General features: G+C 55.6%; 9 protein-coding genes. 6 read left to right on the top strand and 3 right to left on the bottom strand.

Annotation, left to right across the window (positions count from 1 at the left end; genetic code table 11):
* Nucleotides 1-63: 63 nt before the first annotated feature.
* From FRY97_RS03700 to FRY97_RS03690, 3 genes are read right to left on the bottom strand one after another with little or no spacing between them, the layout of a single operon-like run.
* A complete protein-coding gene (locus tag FRY97_RS03700) occupies nucleotides 64-5,037 on the bottom strand; it encodes a DNA repair ATPase (RefSeq protein WP_246141539.1) in 4,974 nt (1,657 codons plus the stop codon).
* 25 nt (nucleotides 5,038-5,062) lie between these two features.
* Nucleotides 5,063-7,183 carry a flotillin family protein gene (locus FRY97_RS03695; RefSeq protein WP_147166081.1) on the bottom strand — a complete coding sequence of 707 codons (2,121 nt, stop codon included), beginning with the start codon at nucleotides 7,181-7,183 and terminating at the stop codon, nucleotides 5,063-5,065.
* A gap of 49 nt (nucleotides 7,184-7,232) precedes the next feature.
* A complete protein-coding gene (locus FRY97_RS03690) occupies nucleotides 7,233-7,871 on the bottom strand; it encodes an OB-fold-containig protein (RefSeq protein ID WP_147166080.1) in 639 nt (212 codons plus the stop codon).
* 524 nt (nucleotides 7,872-8,395) lie between these two features.
* Between FRY97_RS03690 and FRY97_RS03680 the strand changes: the two genes are divergently transcribed.
* Genes FRY97_RS03680 through FRY97_RS03655 form a run of 6 tightly spaced genes read left to right on the top strand, consistent with a single transcriptional unit; the run spans nucleotide 8,396 to nucleotide 19,190 of the window.
* Nucleotides 8,396-9,958, top strand: a complete 1,563-nt coding sequence (locus tag FRY97_RS03680; RefSeq protein WP_170254489.1) for an ATP-binding protein — start codon at nucleotides 8,396-8,398, stop codon at nucleotides 9,956-9,958.
* A 23-nt stretch (nucleotides 9,959-9,981) separates the two neighbouring features.
* Entirely contained in the window at nucleotides 9,982-12,465 is a 2,484-nt protein-coding gene (locus tag FRY97_RS03675) for a DEAD/DEAH box helicase (protein ID WP_147166077.1), read from the top strand.
* 11 nt (nucleotides 12,466-12,476) lie between these two features.
* The gene (locus tag FRY97_RS03670; RefSeq protein WP_147166076.1) at nucleotides 12,477-13,937 is read left to right on the top strand and encodes a DUF3375 domain-containing protein; all 1,461 of its coding nucleotides are present in this window, start codon (nucleotides 12,477-12,479) and stop codon (nucleotides 13,935-13,937) included.
* Nucleotides 13,934-14,518 (top strand): DUF4194 domain-containing protein, encoded by a 585-nt coding sequence (locus FRY97_RS03665; protein WP_170254488.1) that lies wholly within the window; start codon nucleotides 13,934-13,936, stop codon nucleotides 14,516-14,518. Before FRY97_RS03670 ends, FRY97_RS03665 begins: the two co-directional genes overlap by 4 nt.
* Nucleotides 14,518-18,000 carry an ATP-binding protein gene (locus FRY97_RS03660; RefSeq protein WP_147166074.1) on the top strand — a complete coding sequence of 1,161 codons (3,483 nt, stop codon included), beginning with the start codon at nucleotides 14,518-14,520 and terminating at the stop codon, nucleotides 17,998-18,000. Before FRY97_RS03665 ends, FRY97_RS03660 begins: the two co-directional genes overlap by 1 nt.
* Nucleotides 17,997-19,190: a Wadjet anti-phage system protein JetD domain-containing protein gene (locus FRY97_RS03655; RefSeq protein WP_147166073.1), complete on the top strand. Its 1,194-nt coding sequence runs from the start codon at nucleotides 17,997-17,999 to the stop codon at nucleotides 19,188-19,190. The genes FRY97_RS03660 and FRY97_RS03655 overlap by 4 nt, the downstream gene beginning before the upstream one ends.
* Nucleotides 19,191-19,245 lie beyond the last annotated feature (55 nt).

Here is a 19,245-nt window from a genome sequence, read left to right as displayed (position 1 = left end):
CCTTTTAGCCAAAACCCCGGGCAGTGCCAACTGTGCATTGCCCGGGGTATCTTTTGGTGCTTGTCAGCGCCTTTTCAGCGCATCCGCTATGCCAGAAAGCCCTTCGTTGAAGGCGTTGAGCTGTTCGAGCACCTGCACCATCCGGTCTTGCCCATCGGCACCATGGAAGAGCTGATTTTTGCGGAAAGCAGCCTTGATCTCCTCCCATCGCTGCTGCTCCTTACTGCTCAGCAGCCCCATGAGCTCCTTCAGCTTCAGGTAGTTGGCCTCTGCATCTGCTGTGAGGGTCTGCACTTCCCCCTCATAATGGCTGAGCAGCAGGGCCTGCAGCTCGTCCTCGTTCATGACCGGTGCTATTTTCTCTGCCAGTTTGTTCATATTTCGGTAGGAGCCCTGCAGGCGGAATGCAGGCTCTGTGCGGTACGCGTCTTTCATGCCCGCTGCCCGGATGTACTCCTGATTGACCAAGAGGACGGTATCCCTGGCTTTCAGCAGCAGCTGCATGGCTTTGCGGAAGTCAGCGAGCTCTTGGGCACTGTAGCTGCCCTCCCACTCAGGGGGGCTTTCTGCCGGGCTTTCGAGGCTGTCTACCAAAGTATAGACGTCTTTCATGCTGCGCCCTGCTAGCACCGAAAGGGCAGGATTGGAAGTCAGCGCATTCTCGATATAGCTGAGCTGGAAAGCAGCGGCGGCCCCCCCGATAATGTCGCCCAGGTTGTAAATATCAGCCCGGTTGGCTAGCATATCCGGCACCTTGAAGCGAGCGCCGCTTTCGGTATAAGGGTTGCCAGCCATGACCACTGCTACTCTCTTCCCTCTGAGGTCGTAGGTTTTGGCTTTGCCTTTGTGCACGCCCTCTATCCTGCGCTGCGCATCACATAGGGAGATGAACTTTTGCAAGAACTCGGGGTGGCAGTGCTGAATATCATCGAGGTAGAGCATGATGTTATCGCCCATTTCGAAGGCGAGGTTCAGCTTTTCGAGCTCTTTGGCAGCGGCCATACTGTTGGCATCTTCAGGAGCGAGGGAAGTGACCTCGTGCCCGATAGCCGGCCCATTGATTTTCATAAAGACCAGCCCGAGCCGGTTGGCGAGGTACTCCATGAGGGTCGTTTTGCCATAGCCAGGAGGGGACAGCAAGAGCAGCATGCCCATGCGGTCGGTGCGCGACTGCTCTCCGGCCGTGCCGATCTGCTTGGCGAGGTTGTCCCCAAAGAGGGGCAGGTAGACCTGATCGATCAGCCGGTTGCGGACGAAGGAGCTCATGACTTTTGGGCGGAAGGTATCGAGCTGTAGCTGTGCCCGCACTTTGGCAGCGAGCTCCCGCTTGAGGGCGGCATACGCCTGAAATTTTGGCACAGTTTCCCCACAGAATTGTTGTAGGCGGCTATTGAAGGCGTGGAAATCCAGCCGGTAGGGCAGGTTTTCCAGCAGAGGGTGGCTGCCCCTAAGCTCGTTCAGGCTGGCTACAGAGGCGGTGTTGGCCACATTTTCCTGATCAAAATCGTTGGCGAAGAACAAAGCCGCCGTTTCATCCAGGTAAGGGGCCCAGGCATCAGGCTCATTGAGGGTTGCTACGAAGGCCTGCACCCATTTGCGCAGCAGGAGGTACTGCTCCCTATGCCTTCCGGAGAGGTTTTCGGCTGCAGCCTGAAAGCGCTGTAATGCTTTTTGGGCAGAAAGGTAGCCCACCAATTGCTGGTAAAGTGAGGCGGCTTCTGCGCTACAGATGAACCTGCTACCTGCGGTACGCTCCCGGAAGAGGTAGGCGGCGGCTTGTGGAGCAGCAAGCTCTGGGAAAAGGCCCATTTGGGCATTGAACTGCCTCAGCTCTCCCTCCAGGCTATCCTGCAGGTAATCGAACTCATGGGTAGCGGGAAAGCACCGCAGGATTTCCCCTGCACTGCTCAGTTGTTGCTGATAGAGCTCTTGGGCTTCTTCTCCGGCGAAGGCTGTCCACCACATTTTGGCGCAAGCCCTGACGACAGGCGGGTACTGCAGCAAGCCCATATCACGGCTCATGCGCAGCAGGGCGCTGAGCAGGTAGGCCGCGTCTTCGTCATGCACCCCACGGGTATACCCTTCCTGGTAACGTTGGCTGGCCGCCTGTTGCACCAAAGGCAGGAGGGCTTCCCGCTCGGCAGGCCAGCCGGGGTGCTGCTGCCAAAGCTGATAGGCCAGGTACTCTGCCCGGTAGACGTGCTCATTTTCGGAAATGAGCGCCTGCCCCCAGGCATCCTTTGTCTGCAAAAACTGTGGGTCTTCCACCGCTTCGTAGAAGTTGGTGCCTGTGAGGTGGTAGTACATGCCGCCATCCTGTTGGACAATGGCCAGCTCCAGGGGCTGAGCGTTCACAGAAAACCGGTGGCGGCCGAGCTGTATAAGGCTGCCCCCTTCGGCGAACAGGTCTTGTTTGTCGCGCAGGGTGCGCAGCGCTTCCTCCCGCAGCGTTTTCAGGCGGGCTTGCACTGCAGCCGCTTTGTTCGCGTCGCCCAGGGCTTGCAATTGCGCAACGGTATCCCTGACCTTCTCCACCATGAGATCGGCAGAGAAAAAGCTGTGAATGCCCGAAGCTTTCTGAAATGCAGCGGCCCTTTTTTGTATGCCATCCAGCATGCGCTCAGCAGCGCGGGCCAGTGCAGCGGTGCGGTTGTTCCGGGCTTCTACCAAGCTGCTGCGCCGGGCTTCAAAAGCACTGTATATCTCTTCCCGCTTGGCGCTCAACTCTTCAATAAACCCTTCAAGCTCTGCAAACTTGCTCTCTATCTCCTCGAGCTGTACCATGATGCGGGACAAATACTCGTCGCACTTTTCGGGGGAATCAGAGAGGCTTAGGTAATTGGCGGTGCTCTGGCCGAGGAGTTTGAGCTGTGCCCCGAAGGCAGCCTGTGCTTCGGTTGACTGCAGGGCCTGCTCCCGTTTGCGCACAGCAGCCTGTTGCTGATTGAGGCGGGCAAAGAGGGCAGAGATGGCATCAATAATACGGGTAGACTGTGTGGGGTCTTCTATCTTCAAGTTGCCTACCATCTCGATCAGCAGCTCTAGGGCATGGCTGATCTCCTGAATAGCCTCTTGTACTTCTCCTGCCTGTGCCGCCGTGCTGACATCGGGTATGGCAGCGGCCTGCGCTGCAATCCGGCTCTCGTAGCTGGCAAGGGCACCGGGCTCCAAAAGGAAGCTGACACACTGCTCTGCAATCCGCGCATTAGCCTCTGCAACCTCCTTTTCCAACTGCTCTATGAGAGGCACATCTGCATAACGCAGCGCTTTTAGCCCGATGGCTTCCCCTCTAAGGGCGCGCAGCTCAGACAGGCTTTCCACAAACTCGTCAATGTGGGTGTAGGAGCTGCGCCGTATGGCTGCAAAAAGGGCGTTGGCTCTTTCCTGTACCGTTTCCGTTGCAACCTTGGTACGACGGCGGGCCTGCAGCTCCTTCTCAAACTCGTCAATGGCAGTATGAGCAGTGCCCTGTATGGCTTTGAGGGGCTCGCTGAGGCGGAAAGCTTCGGCTTCTCCAATCCAATAGTAGGAATCGAGCAGCTCGGTAGTGCGCTTGACCAGCTCTTCGTACAAATTGGCATAGCTGTCTTCCCGAGCAGTAAGGGTGAGCACCTCTTGGCAGGCAGCCATGGCTTGCACAATCTCCTTGTTGCCTACTTTATACAGGTAGCTGCCGCTGCTTGGGTTTGGGGGGGCTTCCCCTGAAGTAAAAGGCGTTTGCCAAATCTGTACGACATGGTGCTTGGTAGGCTCCTCTTCTGCCTTGAAATAGGCCAGTTCTCCATTGGGGAAGAGGGTAAAGCCTGAGCAGGGTATGGGCGTGGCCACTTCTTGGCTGATGATGTTGTACTGCAGCAACAGGCAGCTGCCCGAGAGGGGGCTGTAGAACACAAATAGGAAGTCTTCTCCATTAGGCGAGGATATCCGCTTTTTGAACCGGAGGTTGGCGGGCGGGTGGTCAAACACCTTGTACGCCCCGGTCTGCAGGTAATACCCGTTGGCAAAGATAAGCCCCTGATTGTCGGGCAGGAGGATGCCAGACTGACTGAGGGCGTCGATGCGCTCGGCCCGCTGCATTTTTTCATTGTAGATAAAGTACCGCGCCTCTTCCTGGTAGGGCTTGATGCGGAGCGCGATGAGGTGGCCGAGGTCTGCATAAGCAAACTCGGCATCGTCCAGGGTTTGGTCTTTGTAGGCCACGGACTCTTGGAAAATGCCGCGCCCATCGTTGGTATTGTCCTCCACCTTGATGGTCAGGTCGCCCCCAGTCGTTTCTACGAATACACGGTCGAGGATAGAGACATGCGGGTGGCGGCCGTGCCGTTGATCATCACGGGAAGCCATTTTCCAACTGAACTCGTACTGCTCCGGGAAGGAGACCTCGTGGTCAGAGCGGTTGTCGATGTACCGGAAGCTGTCATTGGCTATTAGCCATTTGAAGGCTTTGAAGTCGGTGCTTCCAGGCTTGAGGTGGAAGACCATGTAGAGGTATTGCCCGCGCAGGGCGAAGCGAGCGAAGTAGGCCTCTTTGTAATAGCGGTATAGATTGTGGAAATCCGTGGTGAACTGTTCGTCGGACAATGGCTGCAGGCCGCTTTCCCGGAATTGGTTGTCTGTGAAGGTAAAGCCGCTGAAGACATCTTGAAGGGCGATGCCGGCGCGCAGCCCAACCTGCACATTATACCCAAATAGGCAATAATTGCCCACTGCGACGATGTCCCTGGCCAGGCAATAGTTGCTGGTATGAATACGGTCGTTGGCGATCAGAGCCGTATCGACAGCACCGAATACAGCTTTGCGGGCTTCGTTGAGCTGACTCAGCCGGCTGCGCAAGCCGTCAGCCTGCTCTTGCAAGCGGTTGCGGATTATATCGTAGGTCGTGCCATCGGTCATAGCTTTGAGGTTGAGGTTGGGGTTGAGGTTGGGGTTGGGGTTGAGGTTGGGGTTGAGGTTGAGGTTGGGGTTGAGGTTGAGGTTGGGGTTGGGGTTGAGGTTGAGGTTGAGGTTGAGGTTGGGGCATAGCGAACGTGTACGCATCAACCTCAACCCACCCTAAGTTACCCTAGAGGAATTGCCCCGCACTAAGCGCCCCCAGCCCCAGTTCTTCCACTTTGGCCGTCAGGCGCTTGAGCAGGCTTTTCTCCTCTACATTGGCGGCCTGACTGCCCAGCTGTGCGAGGAGGGCAGCGAGGGTGAGGTCGCGCAGGTCGGCAGTTGAAAGGCCAGCCCGGCGTACGAGGCTGCCAATTTGGGACAGCAGCCCGTCTCCATTGCTGCCCCCCTGCAGCAAGCTTTGGCTCAACTGATTGAGGTGGGAGCTGCCATTGAGCAGCCCATCGATGCGCCGGCCCTGATTAACGGCATTGAGTATGCTGTTGACAAACTGCATTTCCCCTCCGACGATGTCGATATTGGCGTGCTTCATGGCTTCGCCCAAGACATTGGACTGAGCCTGGGCCACATCTTTAGCGACGGCTATATCTGCCAGGCGGATCGCCTTTTCGGCTTCGAGGCGGATTTTGAACTCCTCATGCTCGCGGCCTACACCATCGAGCTTTTTCATGGCATCTGCCTTTTGGGCGATACCGCGGGCTTCAGCCTCGAGCTTGAGCTCCAGCACACGGGCTTCGGCTTCCCCTTTCTGATCAGCCACTTCGGCTTCCATTTGCCCCTGCTTGCGCAAGGCTGCAGCCTTGGCTTCGATACCGATGGCCTCGGCTTGTGCTTTGCGCTCGAGCACTGCGGCCTCCAGCTTGCCTTCCAGCTCATTGGCTTTGGCTTTGGCCTCGATTACCTGTGCTTCAGACAAGCCGATGGTCGCTTCCTCTGCAGCGGTAGCTTCTGCCTTGATTTTCCGGGCTTCCGCTTCCTTCTCTGCCGCGTTCTTCTGCGCTTCGGCGTCGATGAGCAGTTTTTCGGCCTGTATCTCAGCAGCGAGCTTGGCCGCTTCCGCTGCTTTCTGCTGCTCGATGACGGTCGCTTCGCCTTTAGCCTGAGCTTCTATCACTTCTTTTTGCCGCAAGCGCTCTGCCTCGGCCAGCACGCGGGTGTCTTTGATGGCTTCCTCCTGCTCCACCACCTTTTTCTCCACCATGATGCGGTCGCGGATAACATCCTGAATGCTCTTTTTCTCCTCTTCCACCGCCCGCTGCTTTTCGATTTCTGCCAGGGTGACGATCTTCTCGCGCTCGGTACGCTCCAGGAGGCGGTCTTTTTCTACTCGTTCCAGCTCGATAGCCTCCGTGCGCTCCTTGTTTTTCTGAGCGACGATGACCTGCCGCATGCGGTTCTCCTCTGCGATCTGCAGCTCCTCCTCCGTTTTGATGCGGACCATTTCAGAGCGTAGGCGCTCCTCTTCGCTGATTTTAGCGATTTCGGCGTTTTCCCTTGCTTTGATATTCGCAATTTCCCGTTTTTGCCGTTCCTCCTTTTCGGCCAGCTGCCGCTCGTACTCTAGGATGGCTTCCCGAGCTTCCACATTCTGCTCAGTGATGGTTTTCTCCTCTTCGCGCCGGATATAGTTGGCCTTCACCTTCTGCTGAGCAGTCAGCTCCGTGATTTTCTTGATGCCTTCGGCGTCCAAGATATTGTTCTCTTTGAGGTAAGAGATATCGGTCTGCTCCAGGTAGTCGATAGAAGCATCTTCGAGTATGTAGCCATTGAGGTTCAGCCCGATGGCATTTTGGATTTCAGAGTTGAATTTTTCCCGGCTGTCGTAGAGCTCTACAAAATCGAACCTTTTGCCCACAGTTTTGATGGCCTCCGAGAATTTAGCTTCGAACAGTTCGCGCAGTGTAGCGATATCGGAAGCCCTTTGACAGCCGATAGACTGCGCGACCTTTTTAATGTCGGCTACCTCCTTGTTGATGCGCACGAAGAAGACCACCTTGGTATCGGCACGGATGTTATCCTTGCAGATGAGGCCGTCCTCTTTCATCCGGCTGATTTCTATGGTCCGTACGGAGAGGTCCATGACCTCGTACATCTGAATGCCGGGTATGACGATGATGCCATTTTCGATAGCGACTTTGGTACCGCCCACACCGGTGCGGATGATGGCTTTGCCCTGCGGCACTTTCTTATACCAGCTGATGAGCATAACGGCGAGCCCGAGGATTACGAGCAGGCTGATGCCGAGTATGGCGAGCCCCACAGGGGCTGCCAGGCTTTGGAGTAAGATCATGTGGAATACATTTTGAGGTTTATTAATGGAGCGGTGCAGCCCGCTTGTTTTAATTCAGAGGCCTGATGAGGTAGTGGCTGCCATCGGCAGCGGCACGGCTGACGATGCCCTTGCTGCCCGCCGGCAGCAGAGGGCTTCCTTCTACCGGTTTGACGTAGATCAGCAGCTCATCTTCTTCAACGATAACTTTGGCCTGCCCCATCTGAGCAGGAGAGGCCGGCAGCAGCAGCTGACACTCCATGCCGGCATAGTCTACAGGCTGTGCCTCCTTCATCAGCTGCTCAAAAAAAGGCAGGAAGGGGGCGGTCAGTACTTTGGCGGCCAGCAGCCCAATAAAGAGGATGGGCAGAGCGGTGGCTAGGGCAAAACCTACCTGATAGCCTCCGATATAGTGGTTGCCGAGTACGGCCAATGCCCATGCAGTAGCTAGTACAATGCTCATGATGAGCATGAAAGGCGCTTTTCCAAAGTTGAAAAAGTGCAGGGCCCCGGCAAACCAGCCGCTCATGCCATCGGCAGAGGCATCGGCGTCGAGGTCGGCGTCCACATCGGCATCCAAGTCTAGGTCAAATGCGCTAAAATCCAGTGCGCCGAGTATGACGGATAGCCAGTAGAGGAGCACCAGGGCCAAGCCAATAGTGTAAGGCAGATTGACGCCTGCCAATGCAGCGTGGAGCAAGTCTTGCATAGGCATAAAATTTTCAGGCTTGTAGGGGCACTATGGCCGCTGCAAGCGAAGTGATGTAATGGTGATGTTGTTGGTGTCGGGGAGGCGCTAGCTGAGCAGCTTTGCTCTTTCCTAACCCTCAATATAAAATTTCGGATAATCCGGTTTCTTACCTCAGTTCCTCCGGATACAGTCTTAAAATGTGTTAAAAACCAGAGATGCTTCGATTTTCCTCGCCGAATCTGGATAAAATTCCGACGAAAAGGCCCCGAAAAGGGCTATCTTTTCTGGCTTTAGGCTGGCATTGGCCTAGCGCTGCGAAGGGGTGGCCGAAGGCCAGACCCAACGCCTGCAGGGCGTGGGGCCGAGCGGATAGCGAGCCCCGCAGCATAGCGGCACCTGCCCACTGGCAGGGGCAGGCCCCATCACGCGAAGCAAGCTGGGCAGGCTCCATCACATTGTGCAGAGGCAGGCAAAAAAACGACAATCTGGTTTGCGCCCGTGCAAATATGTGGTGCTGGATAAGATTGTTTAACTTTACTTTTATGAAGCGATTTTTCAATACGACGGGCTTGTGCAATCCGGAGGATCACTATATGGTGGAGCCTTTCCGGGGAATGTTTAATGAGATTTACCATCTTATAGAAGCCAAGCAATACTTCCTGATCCATGCGCCCCGGCAAACGGGCAAGACGACTTTTCTGCATCAGTTGGCGCACCGGCTGAACCGGGAAGGTAAATACACCGCTGCGGTTTGCTCTCTGGAATCAGCAGGTTATCCCAGTATTTCCGTTTCAGATGCTAATGAGGTTTTTATACAGTCTCTTTATCAAACTGCTCAGGTCTTCCTGAATGGGGCTAAATTGCCACCTAACCCCACTCATTATAAAGCTGGACCGCAGTTATTCCGGCAGTATCTCAGCGATTGGAGTAAAGCTCTTGATCAGCCTTTGGTTTTGTTGGTGGACGAAGTGGACGCACTTTATGATGATGTCCTGATTGCAGTGCTGCGGCAGTTCAGGGACGGTTTTCAGACCCGTCCGCAGGGGTTTCCTCAATCCATCGCCCTTGTGGGGCTGCGGGATATTCGGGAATACCGCACCCGGGCGCGGGCAGACAATCCTTCAATCGGGGCGGGCTCGCCGTTCAATGTGAAAGCTGAATCCTTTTTCCTACCGGTTTTCACCAGAGAAGAAGTCAGAGGTTTATTAAGTCAACATACTGAAGATACCGGCCAGGAATTTTCCGATGCCGTATTCGAAAAAATATACGAATATGCAGCTGGGCAGCCTTGGCTGACCAATGCGCTGGCTAACGAAATCGTTGTCAAAATGCTGCGCAATGACCACAGCAAGGTCATCACGCCAGACATGGTCATCGAAGCCAAAGAGCGCCTCATAGAGCAGCGGCAAACGCATCTGGACAGCCTGGCTGACAAGGTCAGGGAAGAGCGGGTCCGCAAAATTGTAATGAGCATCATTGAAGGCAGCCCCCTAGAATTTGACACGCTGGATGACTCCATCCGCTACTGCCGGGACTTGGGGCTGATCACGCAGAAGAGCCCCATCCGGTTTGCGAATCCGATTTATCGGGAGACCATCACCCGCATGCTCAATTCCCCCTTGCAAGAGAGTTTTCCGGAGGAGATTTCGGAAACAGCCTGGTACCTGGATGAGGAGGGGCGCTTGATGATGGATAAACTGCTAGAGGCCTTCATTGATTTTTACAGATGGAATTCTGAGTCTTGGCTAGAGCGTTTTACTTACAAGGAAGCCGGGCATCAATTGCTGCTCATGGCCTTCCTGCAAAGGGTAGTGAACGGCGGTGGCCGCATTGAGCGGGAAATGGCGGTCGGCAACGGTCGGACCGACCTGGCGGTATTTTGGAGGGATCAGGTTATTCCCATTGAGTTGAAGATTCACTATAATGCTCGCACCCTGCCTGAAGGCTTACGTCAACTCCACCGCTATATGGACAAGCTCGGGCAAGAGCACGGTTATCTGATGATCTTTGAAACCCAACCTTCCACAGAACTGCCCTGGGACGAGCGCATCAGACGAGAGGAGAAAGAATACGAGGGGAAGTCCATCTCGGTATTGTGGCTGTAACAACGCATAAAACAAGCTAGCAAATGGCCAAACAGAAGGCACAAAAGAAGAAAAAGCAGAAAAAGGTAAGCTATTATCGGCAGCCGGAGGAGCTGAGCTTGCGGGATTGGCAAATAAGCCTGCGCAAGCAATTTGGGCCAGAGCAGACCTTTGAGCTGGTCAATGAAGGGGAGCACCCGGTTTGGTCTGACTTCACGGTCATCAACCCGGAGCGGAACAGCCGTTACCGGGTAGCCCTGCGCGGGCAGGAGCCGGGAGTTAACTTCTGCGAGTGCATGGACTTCAAAACGAACGGGCTGGGCACCTGCAAGCACATTGAATGGGCTTTGCACAAGCTCTACCACACTTACGGCAACAAACAGCACTTCCGCAAGCCGCCCCCTGAGCGGCAGTATAGCTCTGTTTACCTGGAATATGGAGAAGAGCGGCGGCTGCGGCTGCGCCTCGGGGGGGAAGAGGCAGAGGCATTGGAAATCCTGAGCAGGGGGTATTTTGATGGCGATGGTGTACTTTATGAGCATGCTTACCTCGAATTCGATCAATTTTTGGAAAAAGCGAAGGCGATATCTTCCACCTTCCGTTGCTACGCAGATGCCCTTGACTTTGTTATTCAGAAGCGGGCCGACGAACAGCGGGGCCGCAGAGCGGCTGCTATCGCCAAGGCTCCGGGCAGCTTGGAGGGCTTGGTGAAGGCGAAGCTCTACCCTTACCAAATGGAAGGGGTGCTGTTTGCGCTCAAAGCGGGGCGCTGCCTCATTGCCGATGAAATGGGGCTGGGCAAAACCATACAAGCGATTGCCGCTGCGGAACTGTACCGCAGAGAGCTTGGCATCGGCAATGTGTACATCATCTGCCCTACTTCCCTGAAGTATCAGTGGCGCTCTGAGATTGAGCGTTTCACGGGCCAAAAAGCGCATGTGGTAGAAGGGCCTGCCCACAAAAGGCGGGAACAGTACGAAGACTTTGGGCACACTTACAAAATCCTCACATACAACGTTGTTGCCCGAGATTACCCCTACCTGAATGCGGCTAATCCAGACTTAGTCATCATTGATGAAGCGCAAAGGATCAAAAACTGGGACACCAAAATTTCCCGGGCGGTAAAGCGGCTGGAAGCGCCTTACCGCATCGCACTTACGGGGACGCCACTGGAGAACAAACTGGAAGACCTGTACTCCATTGTGCAGTTTCTGGACCAATATCTGCTGGGGCCGCTCTATCTGCTGCTTTACCGGCATCAGGTCAAGGATGAGAGCGGGGTGGTACGTGGCTATAAAAACCTGGATGCGATTTATAAAAAACTTAACCACGTGATGATCCGCCGGCGCAAGCGGCAAGTGCTGAAGCAACTCCCTGCCCGGCAAGATCAGCAACTGCTCGTGCCCATGACGCCCCGGCAATTGGAGCTGCACAACAGCTACGATGCAGACGTAGCACAGCTGGTCGCTAAATGGCGGAGAATGGGCTTCCTCAACGAAAAAGACCGCCGCCGCCTGCTGAGCTGCCTCAACCTCATGCGCATGTCGTGCAATAGTACCTATCTGGTCGATCAGCAAACGCGGCACGACACCAAAATTGAAGAGCTCTTTTATATTTTGGAAGAACGCCTGGCCGAGGAAGGCGAAAGCGCCGTCATCTTCAGTCAGTGGGAGCGCATGACCCGCATCGTTGCCCAAGAGCTGGAAGCCCGGGAGATCCCCTTTGCTTACTTGCACGGCGGCATTCCGGGCAGCAAGCGGGGGGAACTGCTCGACCGCTTCCGCGACGACCCTGCCTGCCGGGTATTCCTCTCTACCGACGCTGGCGGTGTGGGCCTCAATTTACAAAAAGCCTCTCTGGTTGTCAATCTGGACCTGCCCTGGAACCCCGCTGTACTGGAACAGCGTATCGGACGGGTTTTCCGAATCGGGCAGGAGCGGCAGGTGCAGGTCATCAATCTGATTGCAGAAGGCACCATAGAGCACCGTTTGGTACAGACCCTGCAGTTCAAGTCTTCACTGGCGGAAGCTGTACTGGATACCGCTCAGGACAGTGTGTTTATGAACGACCGCAAGTTCAAGGACTTCATGGAGGAGCTGGAACGGGTTAAAAACGCCGAGGTGCCAGATTATGGAGCGGCTGAGGCCAGCAGCGACGAAGACTTGGAAAAGGCATCCGTCAGCGGGCCATCCGAAAAAATGGAGCCTGCCGAAGCCGCGCTCGATGCCTGGTGGGAAGATGAAGCCGTGGAGCCCGAAGCGGCGCCTCAACCGAGGCAGGGCCGTTCAACAGGCACAGGGCAGTCTTCTCCCTCTTCCGGAGCGGGGCTGTTGTCTGAAGGGCTCAGCTTCCTCGGGCGGCTTTCACAGACTTTATCTGACGAAAAGGCCACGCAGCGGCTGGTCAATGAAATAGTAGAAAAGGATGAGCAAACCGGGCAGTCTTACCTGAAAATCCCGGTGGAGGATTCTGAGGTAGTTAAGCATGCAGCGAAATTGCTGGGTGGGCTGCTCAGCAAGCTGGGGTAAAAAATACAGCAATGGCAGACCGTTTTTCGAGTATAGAAGAAGTCAGCAGGTTGTTGGAGGGGCATAGCGCTGTACTGCTGCTGCGCAAAATGCATGCGCCGCTGATTGTCGCCTTCCTTTGGCGCGCTTTCCGCGAGGAGCGCCGGCAAGCCTACAGCAGTCAGGAGCTGAACACGCTGCTGTCTGATTTCCTCTTTGCTGCCAATGAAGAGGCCGAAGCAGGGCAGCAGCCCTACCCCCGTACAGCTCGCATCTATCTGGAAGAATGGACCAAAGACGGCTTCTTGCGGCAGTATTACGAAGCAGGCGCGGCGGAAGCCACATTTGAGCTCACCCCCGCAGCGGAACAAGCACTAGTCTGGATAGCAGAGCTGGACAAACGGGAATTCGTGGGCGCGGAGTCCCGGCTTTTGCAACTCTTCAATATGCTGCAGGATTTGACTTACGGCAGCTCTACAGATGCACAGGCCCGCCTGCGTCAGCTGTTGGATCAACGCCTGGCGATTGACCAAGAGATACTAGCTCTGGAAGATGGGCAGATCAGCCGCCTAGACCCTACGCGCATGCGCGAGCGGTTAAAGCTGATTGAAGAAACGGCTGCTAAGCTACTGGCAGACTTCCGTCAGATAGAGGAGAATTTCCGTCAGCTCAATGCTAAAGCCCGGGAAGAGCAGATCAACCGTCAGCACAGCCGGGGGCAAGTACTGGATGAAATTTTTTCGGCACAGGATGCCATCATGGAAACCGATCAGGGCAAAACCTTCACCGCATTTTGGGCATTCCTCATGGATCAGGACCGGCAGGACCGCCTGGACCAAATGGCCACCGAGCTGTTTGAGCAGCCCGAGCTGGAAGCATACCGGGCTTACTCCGTGCTACCCCGCCTCAAGATACTGCTGGTAGAGGCCGGCGAACGTGTAGACCGCACCACCACCCGCCTCATTGAGCAGCTGCGCCGTTTTCTGGCTTCTCATGCTTTTTTGGAGAACCGCCGAGCCGGGCAGGTGATTGAAGAAATTGAACAACTGGCGCTACGCGTTAAGAATAGCCCGCCGCCACACCGCTTTTTTAGCGATATTGCTGGCAAGCCCGGGGTGAACCTTGTCATGGAGCGCCGCCTTTTCCAACCTGCCGATGAGCTTCAGCTGGAAACCGATCGGCCGGTGCCTGGCAATGCCGTGGAGGTATTGGCAGAGGGGCTTTATAATCAGCTCTACATCGACCCCGAAGAACTGAAAGGGAGGATACGCCAATTGCTGCGGGGCAGGCAACAAGTAAGCCTGAAAGAGGTAGTGGGGCACACGCCTGTAGAAAAAGGGCTGAGCGAGGTAGTGGCTTATTTTAGCCTGGCCGCACAATGGGAGCACCGCCAAAAAGCGGTAGTGAATACACAACAGCAGGAAAAGCTGTATTATACCACAGAGGGGCGCACTTATGCAGTAGAGCTCCCCCAAATATTATTTCTGAAATGAGCGGACCAACGGTCAGTGCGGAAATCCGTGCCCCAGCTATTTATTTATTGAAGGGCATCTTGTACCGGGAGCAGCACCTCGATGCCTGGAACCTGCTGCTGAGGTACAGGGAACGCCTGCGTGCCTATTTTGAAGTGCTGGGCCTAGAGCTGATTGTAGAAGAGGGGGATGGCTACGCCTATTTACGGCAACAGCCGGAAGAGGAAGATGCCGAGCTACAGCCTCGCCTCATGACCCGCCGCCGCCTGAGCTATCCGCAGACCCTCCTCATCGTGCTTTTGCGCAAGCGCCTCCTCGAATTCGAGTCGGAAGGCAGCGAAGTCCGCTTGGTGCTCCGCTACAGCGATATTGCAGACATGATGCGGCTCTACTGGGACGACACCGCTACCAATGAGCGCAAGCAGGAGGACAAACTGCGGGCCGATATTAAAAAAATGATCAGCTTTGGTTTTTTGCAGACCGTGAAGGAGGAAGACCGTTACGAAGTGAGCCGTATCCTCAAAGCTTATGTCCCTATTGAAAAGCTGAACGAAATCCTCGAGCAGCTTAAAGCTTATGCCGAAGCCCAAAAAGAACCGTGATGCCACCTCAGAACGAAACGCCAATGCCCGCTGCCGGCTACCGTTTGCAGCGCCTCGAAGTGCTCAATTGGGGGACCTTTGACAAGCATATCTGGGAGATCGCCCCCAATGGGCACAATGCATTGCTCACTGGGGACATCGGCTCCGGGAAATCAACCCTGGTAGATGCGATCACGACCTTGCTGGTGCCCCAACAGAAAATAACCTACAACAAAGCGGCCGGGGCCGAAAGCCGCGAGCGCAGCCTGCTGAGCTATGTGCGCGGCGCTTACAAAAATGAAAAAGTCCAAGCTGCGAGCAAGGGGCGGGACGTTTACCTCCGGCCCGACAACAAGCACCTCACTCTGCTGCTGGCCGTATTTGCCAACGCAGCGCAAAATACATTTGCCACCCTCGCACAGGTGTATTGGATGCAGGACGACAGCGTCAAACGGTTTTTTGTGCTGTCGGAGGAGGCCCTGCGGATCGACCCCGACTTCAGCAACTTCGGGGCGGATATCCGGCAGCTTAAAAGGCAACTGCGCAAGGAGCGGGGCGCGGAGCTGTTCAACAGCTTCAGTGCTTATGCAGACCGCTTCCGGCAGGTCTTTGGCATCCGGCAGCCGGAAGCCCTGGAGCTGTTTTACAAGACGGTCTCCATGAAGTCGGTGGGCAACCTCACGGAGTTTGTCCGGGAGCAGATGCTGGGGCAGACCAACATACAGGAAGATATCGATGAGCTCGTGGTCAAGTATGCCGATTTGACCACTGCCCACCGCTTAGTTGCACAAGCGAGGCAGCAGCGCGACCTCCTGCAGCCGATGATAGCGGAAGCCGATGAGCGGAGGAAAGCCCTTCAACAGATACACCAACTGGAAGCCCTGCTGGAAGAGATACCCGGCTATTTTGCGAAAGCAAAACTCCGCGCGGCTATCCGAGGCATGGAGCGCCTGAATCAAGACTGGGAAACCCTGACAGCGGAAATGCTTGAGGTGCAGCAGCAGGATCAAGCGGCACGGGAGGAGCTGGGCCGGCTGAATGCTGCGCTGAACAACCTGGACATCAACAAGCAGCTTTCCCAAATCCAGTTAAAAATCAGGGAGCTGGAGGCAGAAAGTGAGCGCCGGCGGCAACAGGCGCGCAGGTATGAAGGCCAACTTGCCGAGCTGGGCCGTTTTCTGCCGGGCGGGCATGGGCTGCCGTTGAGCATGCCGGGCACCGTAACTGGCTTTATGGAGCAGCAGCACCGTTTTGCACAGCAACAAGACGAAGCCCTTGGCGCATTGGAGCAGCTACAGGAATCGAGAGACCCCCTGGCTGTACGGATTAGCGAGCACCGTGCGCGGGCGGTAGAACTGGAAAAGGAGCTGCACTCGCTTCGGCAACGGCCTACTCAGATCCCGCAGCACAACCTGCGGCTCCGGCAAAAGCTGCTCACAGGGCTTGATCTTAGAGAAACCGATCTGCCTTTTGCTGGGGAGCTCCTGCAGGTGCTCCCGGAGGAGGCCCGCTGGGAAGGGGCCATAGAGCGGCAGCTCCGCGGGTTTGGGCTCAGCCTGCTCGTGCCTGACCGGCATTATGAGGCGGTCAGCAATTTTCTGGACCGCAACCACCTTGGCGGTAAATTGGTGTACCTGCGCACCTTGCCCCACCGCGATGGAAGCCGCAATGAGCCGGAAGCCAACTCCCTGGTGCACAAAGTGCAGATCAAAGGGGATACCCCGTTTTATGAGTGGCTGGAAACGGAGCTGATCAGGCGGTATGATTACGCCTGCTGCGATACAGTAGCCGAGTTCCGGCGGGCAGCCCGGGCCTTAACACCCGAGGGGCAGAGTAAAGACAGCCGGGTAAAGCATACCAAGGACGACCGCTACGACATCAACGACCGGCGGCAGTTTGTACTTGGCTGGAGCAATAAGCCCAAAATAAAGGCGCTGGAAGAAGAGCTCAGGGAAGTACAGGGGGAGCTGGCCAAAGCAGAAGCAGCGCAGAGGTCGCTGCGCAACACAGAGCGGGCACTAGACGGACAGCGGCGGGCACTTGAGCGGCTGCAGGAGTACTCTTCTTTCGAAGCCCTTGATTTTAAGCCCCTCGTCATCCGCATTGGGCAATTGCAGGAGGAGCAGCAGCGCCTGGAAGCCGGCTCAGAGGAGCTGAAGCACCTGCAGGCTAAGATAACAGAAGCAAAAGCTATTGAAAGGCAGCTGCGCGCTAAGGTTGGCGAACAGCATGAGCAAAGGGGCATACAAAAGAAACAGCTATCCCAACTGCTCAGCTTGATCACATTTTTGCTTCAGCAGATTGGGCTGCCGCCCCTCCCGCTGAGCGCAATAGGCCAAACCGTGTCGAATGAGGTGGCCGCCCGCATATTTGGTGATTGCAAAGCGGTCGTCATCCCCAAAGAGGAGCTTTCTGCACAGTTGCAGCAGCACCTGCCCGAGCTGAGCGGGGAAGAGGACGTTGAGGCCCTGGCCAAGACAGAGCAGCAGCTGAAAGAAAAAATCGAAGGCAACAAAGGGATGATCCGCAAGCTCCGGGACCAGGAAAGCGGCTTGGCGCAGCGCATCGTAAAAAAAATGACCACCTTCAAACAGCACTTCCCCGAGGAAGTCATTGATGTAGATGCAGACATACAGGCTGTGGAGGAGTTCCGCGAGCGCTACGAGCGGCTTAGAAGAGATGACATCCCCCGCCACGAGGAACGTTTCCGGGAGCTGCTGCGCACCAAGACCATCCAAAGCATACTGATGTTCAAGTCTAAGCTGGACAATTTCGAAAAAGATATCGACCGGAAAATCGAGGAGATCAATCAGCACCTCCGGGAGATTGACTACAACCCCGGCCGTTTCATCCGGATTTCCAAAGAGAAAGTCCTCAGCGAGGACATCAGCACGTTCAAACAAGACCTCCGGGCCTGCTTGTCAAATACCTATGGGGATGTAGCGGATGAAGAGCTGTACACGGAGGAGAAGTTTGAGCATGTCAAAAAACTGCTCGACCGATTTGGCGGCCATACAGAAGAAGACAGCCGTTGGACGAAAAAAGTGACCGACGTTAGGCAATGGTATACCTTCGGGGCAGAGGAGCGCTACCGGGAGACGGACGAGCTGCACGAGTATTTTAGCGATTCCTCCGGCAAATCCGGCGGGCAAAAAGAGAAACTGGCGTACACGATTTTGGCCTCTGCCATAGCCTTTCAGTTTGGGCTGGAATGGGGGCGTGCCCGTTCGCGGTCTTTCCGTTTCGTGGTCATTGATGAGGCCTTCGGGCGCGGCTCGGACGAGAGTACGAGGTACGGGCTACAGCTGTTCGAACGGCTCAATTTGCAGCTGCTCATTGTGACGCCCCTGCAAAAAATCAACGTTATCGAAAAGCACATCTCAACGGTCCACTACGTATCCAACCCTGCAGGGCAGGCTTCGATGGTGCGCAATATCAGCATAGAAGAATATCAGGCGGAGAAGGCCGCCCGGGATGAGGCTGCTAAGGCAGATAAGCCATGATAGCCGAGAAAGCAGCCTTGCAGCAGTTGGAGCAGTGGTGGCCTCAGGTGCTTAGTGCCGGATTGGGGAAAGAAGATTTTTTCCCACGCTCCCTGAGCCGTATCGGCAAGCCCAAACCCAAGGAGTGGATAGAGAACTTTGAACAGGTACGCTCTGCTCAGGAGCAATGGCTGAAGCGCAGCCGGCCCAATAAAACCAAGGGCTGGAGCCTGAGCTGGGAAGAGCGGGGCTACCGTAGCATCGGGCGCAACCGCTTCATCCGCAGCATTGATGTGAAAACCCTTGAAGATTATCTGTACCTGCTGAAACGAGAGCAGGTTTATGCTCAGGTAATGGCAGATGCGGCTATGATTTCCGGAGCAATCCCCGAGCTGCAAGATTGGTGCAAAGCCAACCCCCTTGATGTGGAACGCCACCACACCCAATGGAGCTACTTGTTAAAAGTGGCCCGTTATTTCATGGAAGGGCACGAGCCTGGGCGGTACTACATCCGGGAATTGCCCCTTGACATCCCCACCAAGTTTATTGAAAGCCACAAACGGCTGCTCATGAGCCTATTGGACGAAGTGTTGCCCAGCTCTCGCATCGACAGCTCATTTCGTGGGGTACGCCACTTTGAGCAGCGCTATGGGCTGAAGTACCGGCAGCCCATGATACGCCTGCGGCTGATGGACAAAGCCATGGCTGGCCAGCACTTCAGCGGAGTGCAGGACCTGGCCCTCCCGCTTGACGCATTTGCCGAGCTGAAGCTGCCGGTGCGCCGGGCCATCATTTTGGAGAATAAGACCAACTACTCCAACCTGATGAACCTGCTGACGCTCCCTCAGGCCAGGGGCACAATTGGCATCTTCGGCAGCGGATTCGGGATAGGGGCACTGGCCGATGTAGCCTGGCTGTCAGGCATTGAGCTATTCTATTGGGGCGATATTGACGCACACGGGCTGCAGATCCTCTCCCAATTGCGGGCTTACCACCCGCACGTACAGCCTTTCCTAATGGACGTGCAAACACTCAATGCCTTTGCGGCATTCAGCAGGCACGACGCCCCCAAAAGCACAGCTGCGAGCCTGCCAGGCCTCACAGCAACAGAGCTGGCTTTCTTCCATCACCTCAACGAGCATCAAATACGGCTGGAGCAAGAGCACATCCCGCTTGCTTACGTCAGGCCAGCACTTGCTGCGCTGCTGTAGTTTTGCAACATTTGTCTTGTCGCATTACATTGTGGTTGTACACTATTTTTCTTAA

Origin of the sequence: Phaeodactylibacter luteus (assembly GCF_007993045.1) — a bacterium.
Lineage (GTDB): Bacteria > Bacteroidota > Bacteroidia > Chitinophagales > Saprospiraceae > Phaeodactylibacter > Phaeodactylibacter luteus.
Note: the sequence above shows the minus strand (reverse complement) of the source record. Positions and strands in the feature narration are given on the sequence as shown.

Bases quoted from the DNA above. Each gene is read 5' to 3' on its own strand.
- FRY97_RS03660 (WP_147166074.1), top strand. From the start codon at position 14,518: ATGCCACCTCAGAACGAAACGCCAATGCCCGCTGCCGGCTACCGTTTG.
- FRY97_RS03675 (WP_147166077.1), top strand. From the start codon at position 9,982: ATGGCCAAACAGAAGGCACAAAAGAAGAAAAAGCAGAAAAAGGTAAGC.
- FRY97_RS03655 (WP_147166073.1), top strand. From the start codon at position 17,997: ATGATAGCCGAGAAAGCAGCCTTGCAGCAGTTGGAGCAGTGGTGGCCT.
- FRY97_RS03695 (WP_147166081.1), bottom strand. From the start codon at position 7,183: ATGATCTTACTCCAAAGCCTGGCAGCCCCTGTGGGGCTCGCCATACTC.
- FRY97_RS03670 (WP_147166076.1), top strand. From the start codon at position 12,477: ATGGCAGACCGTTTTTCGAGTATAGAAGAAGTCAGCAGGTTGTTGGAG.
- FRY97_RS03690 (WP_147166080.1), bottom strand. From the start codon at position 7,871: ATGCAAGACTTGCTCCACGCTGCATTGGCAGGCGTCAATCTGCCTTAC.
- FRY97_RS03700 (WP_246141539.1), bottom strand. From the start codon at position 5,037: ATGCGTACACGTTCGCTATGCCCCAACCTCAACCTCAACCTCAACCTC.
- FRY97_RS03680 (WP_170254489.1), top strand. From the start codon at position 8,396: ATGAAGCGATTTTTCAATACGACGGGCTTGTGCAATCCGGAGGATCAC.
- FRY97_RS03665 (WP_170254488.1), top strand. From the start codon at position 13,934: ATGAGCGGACCAACGGTCAGTGCGGAAATCCGTGCCCCAGCTATTTAT.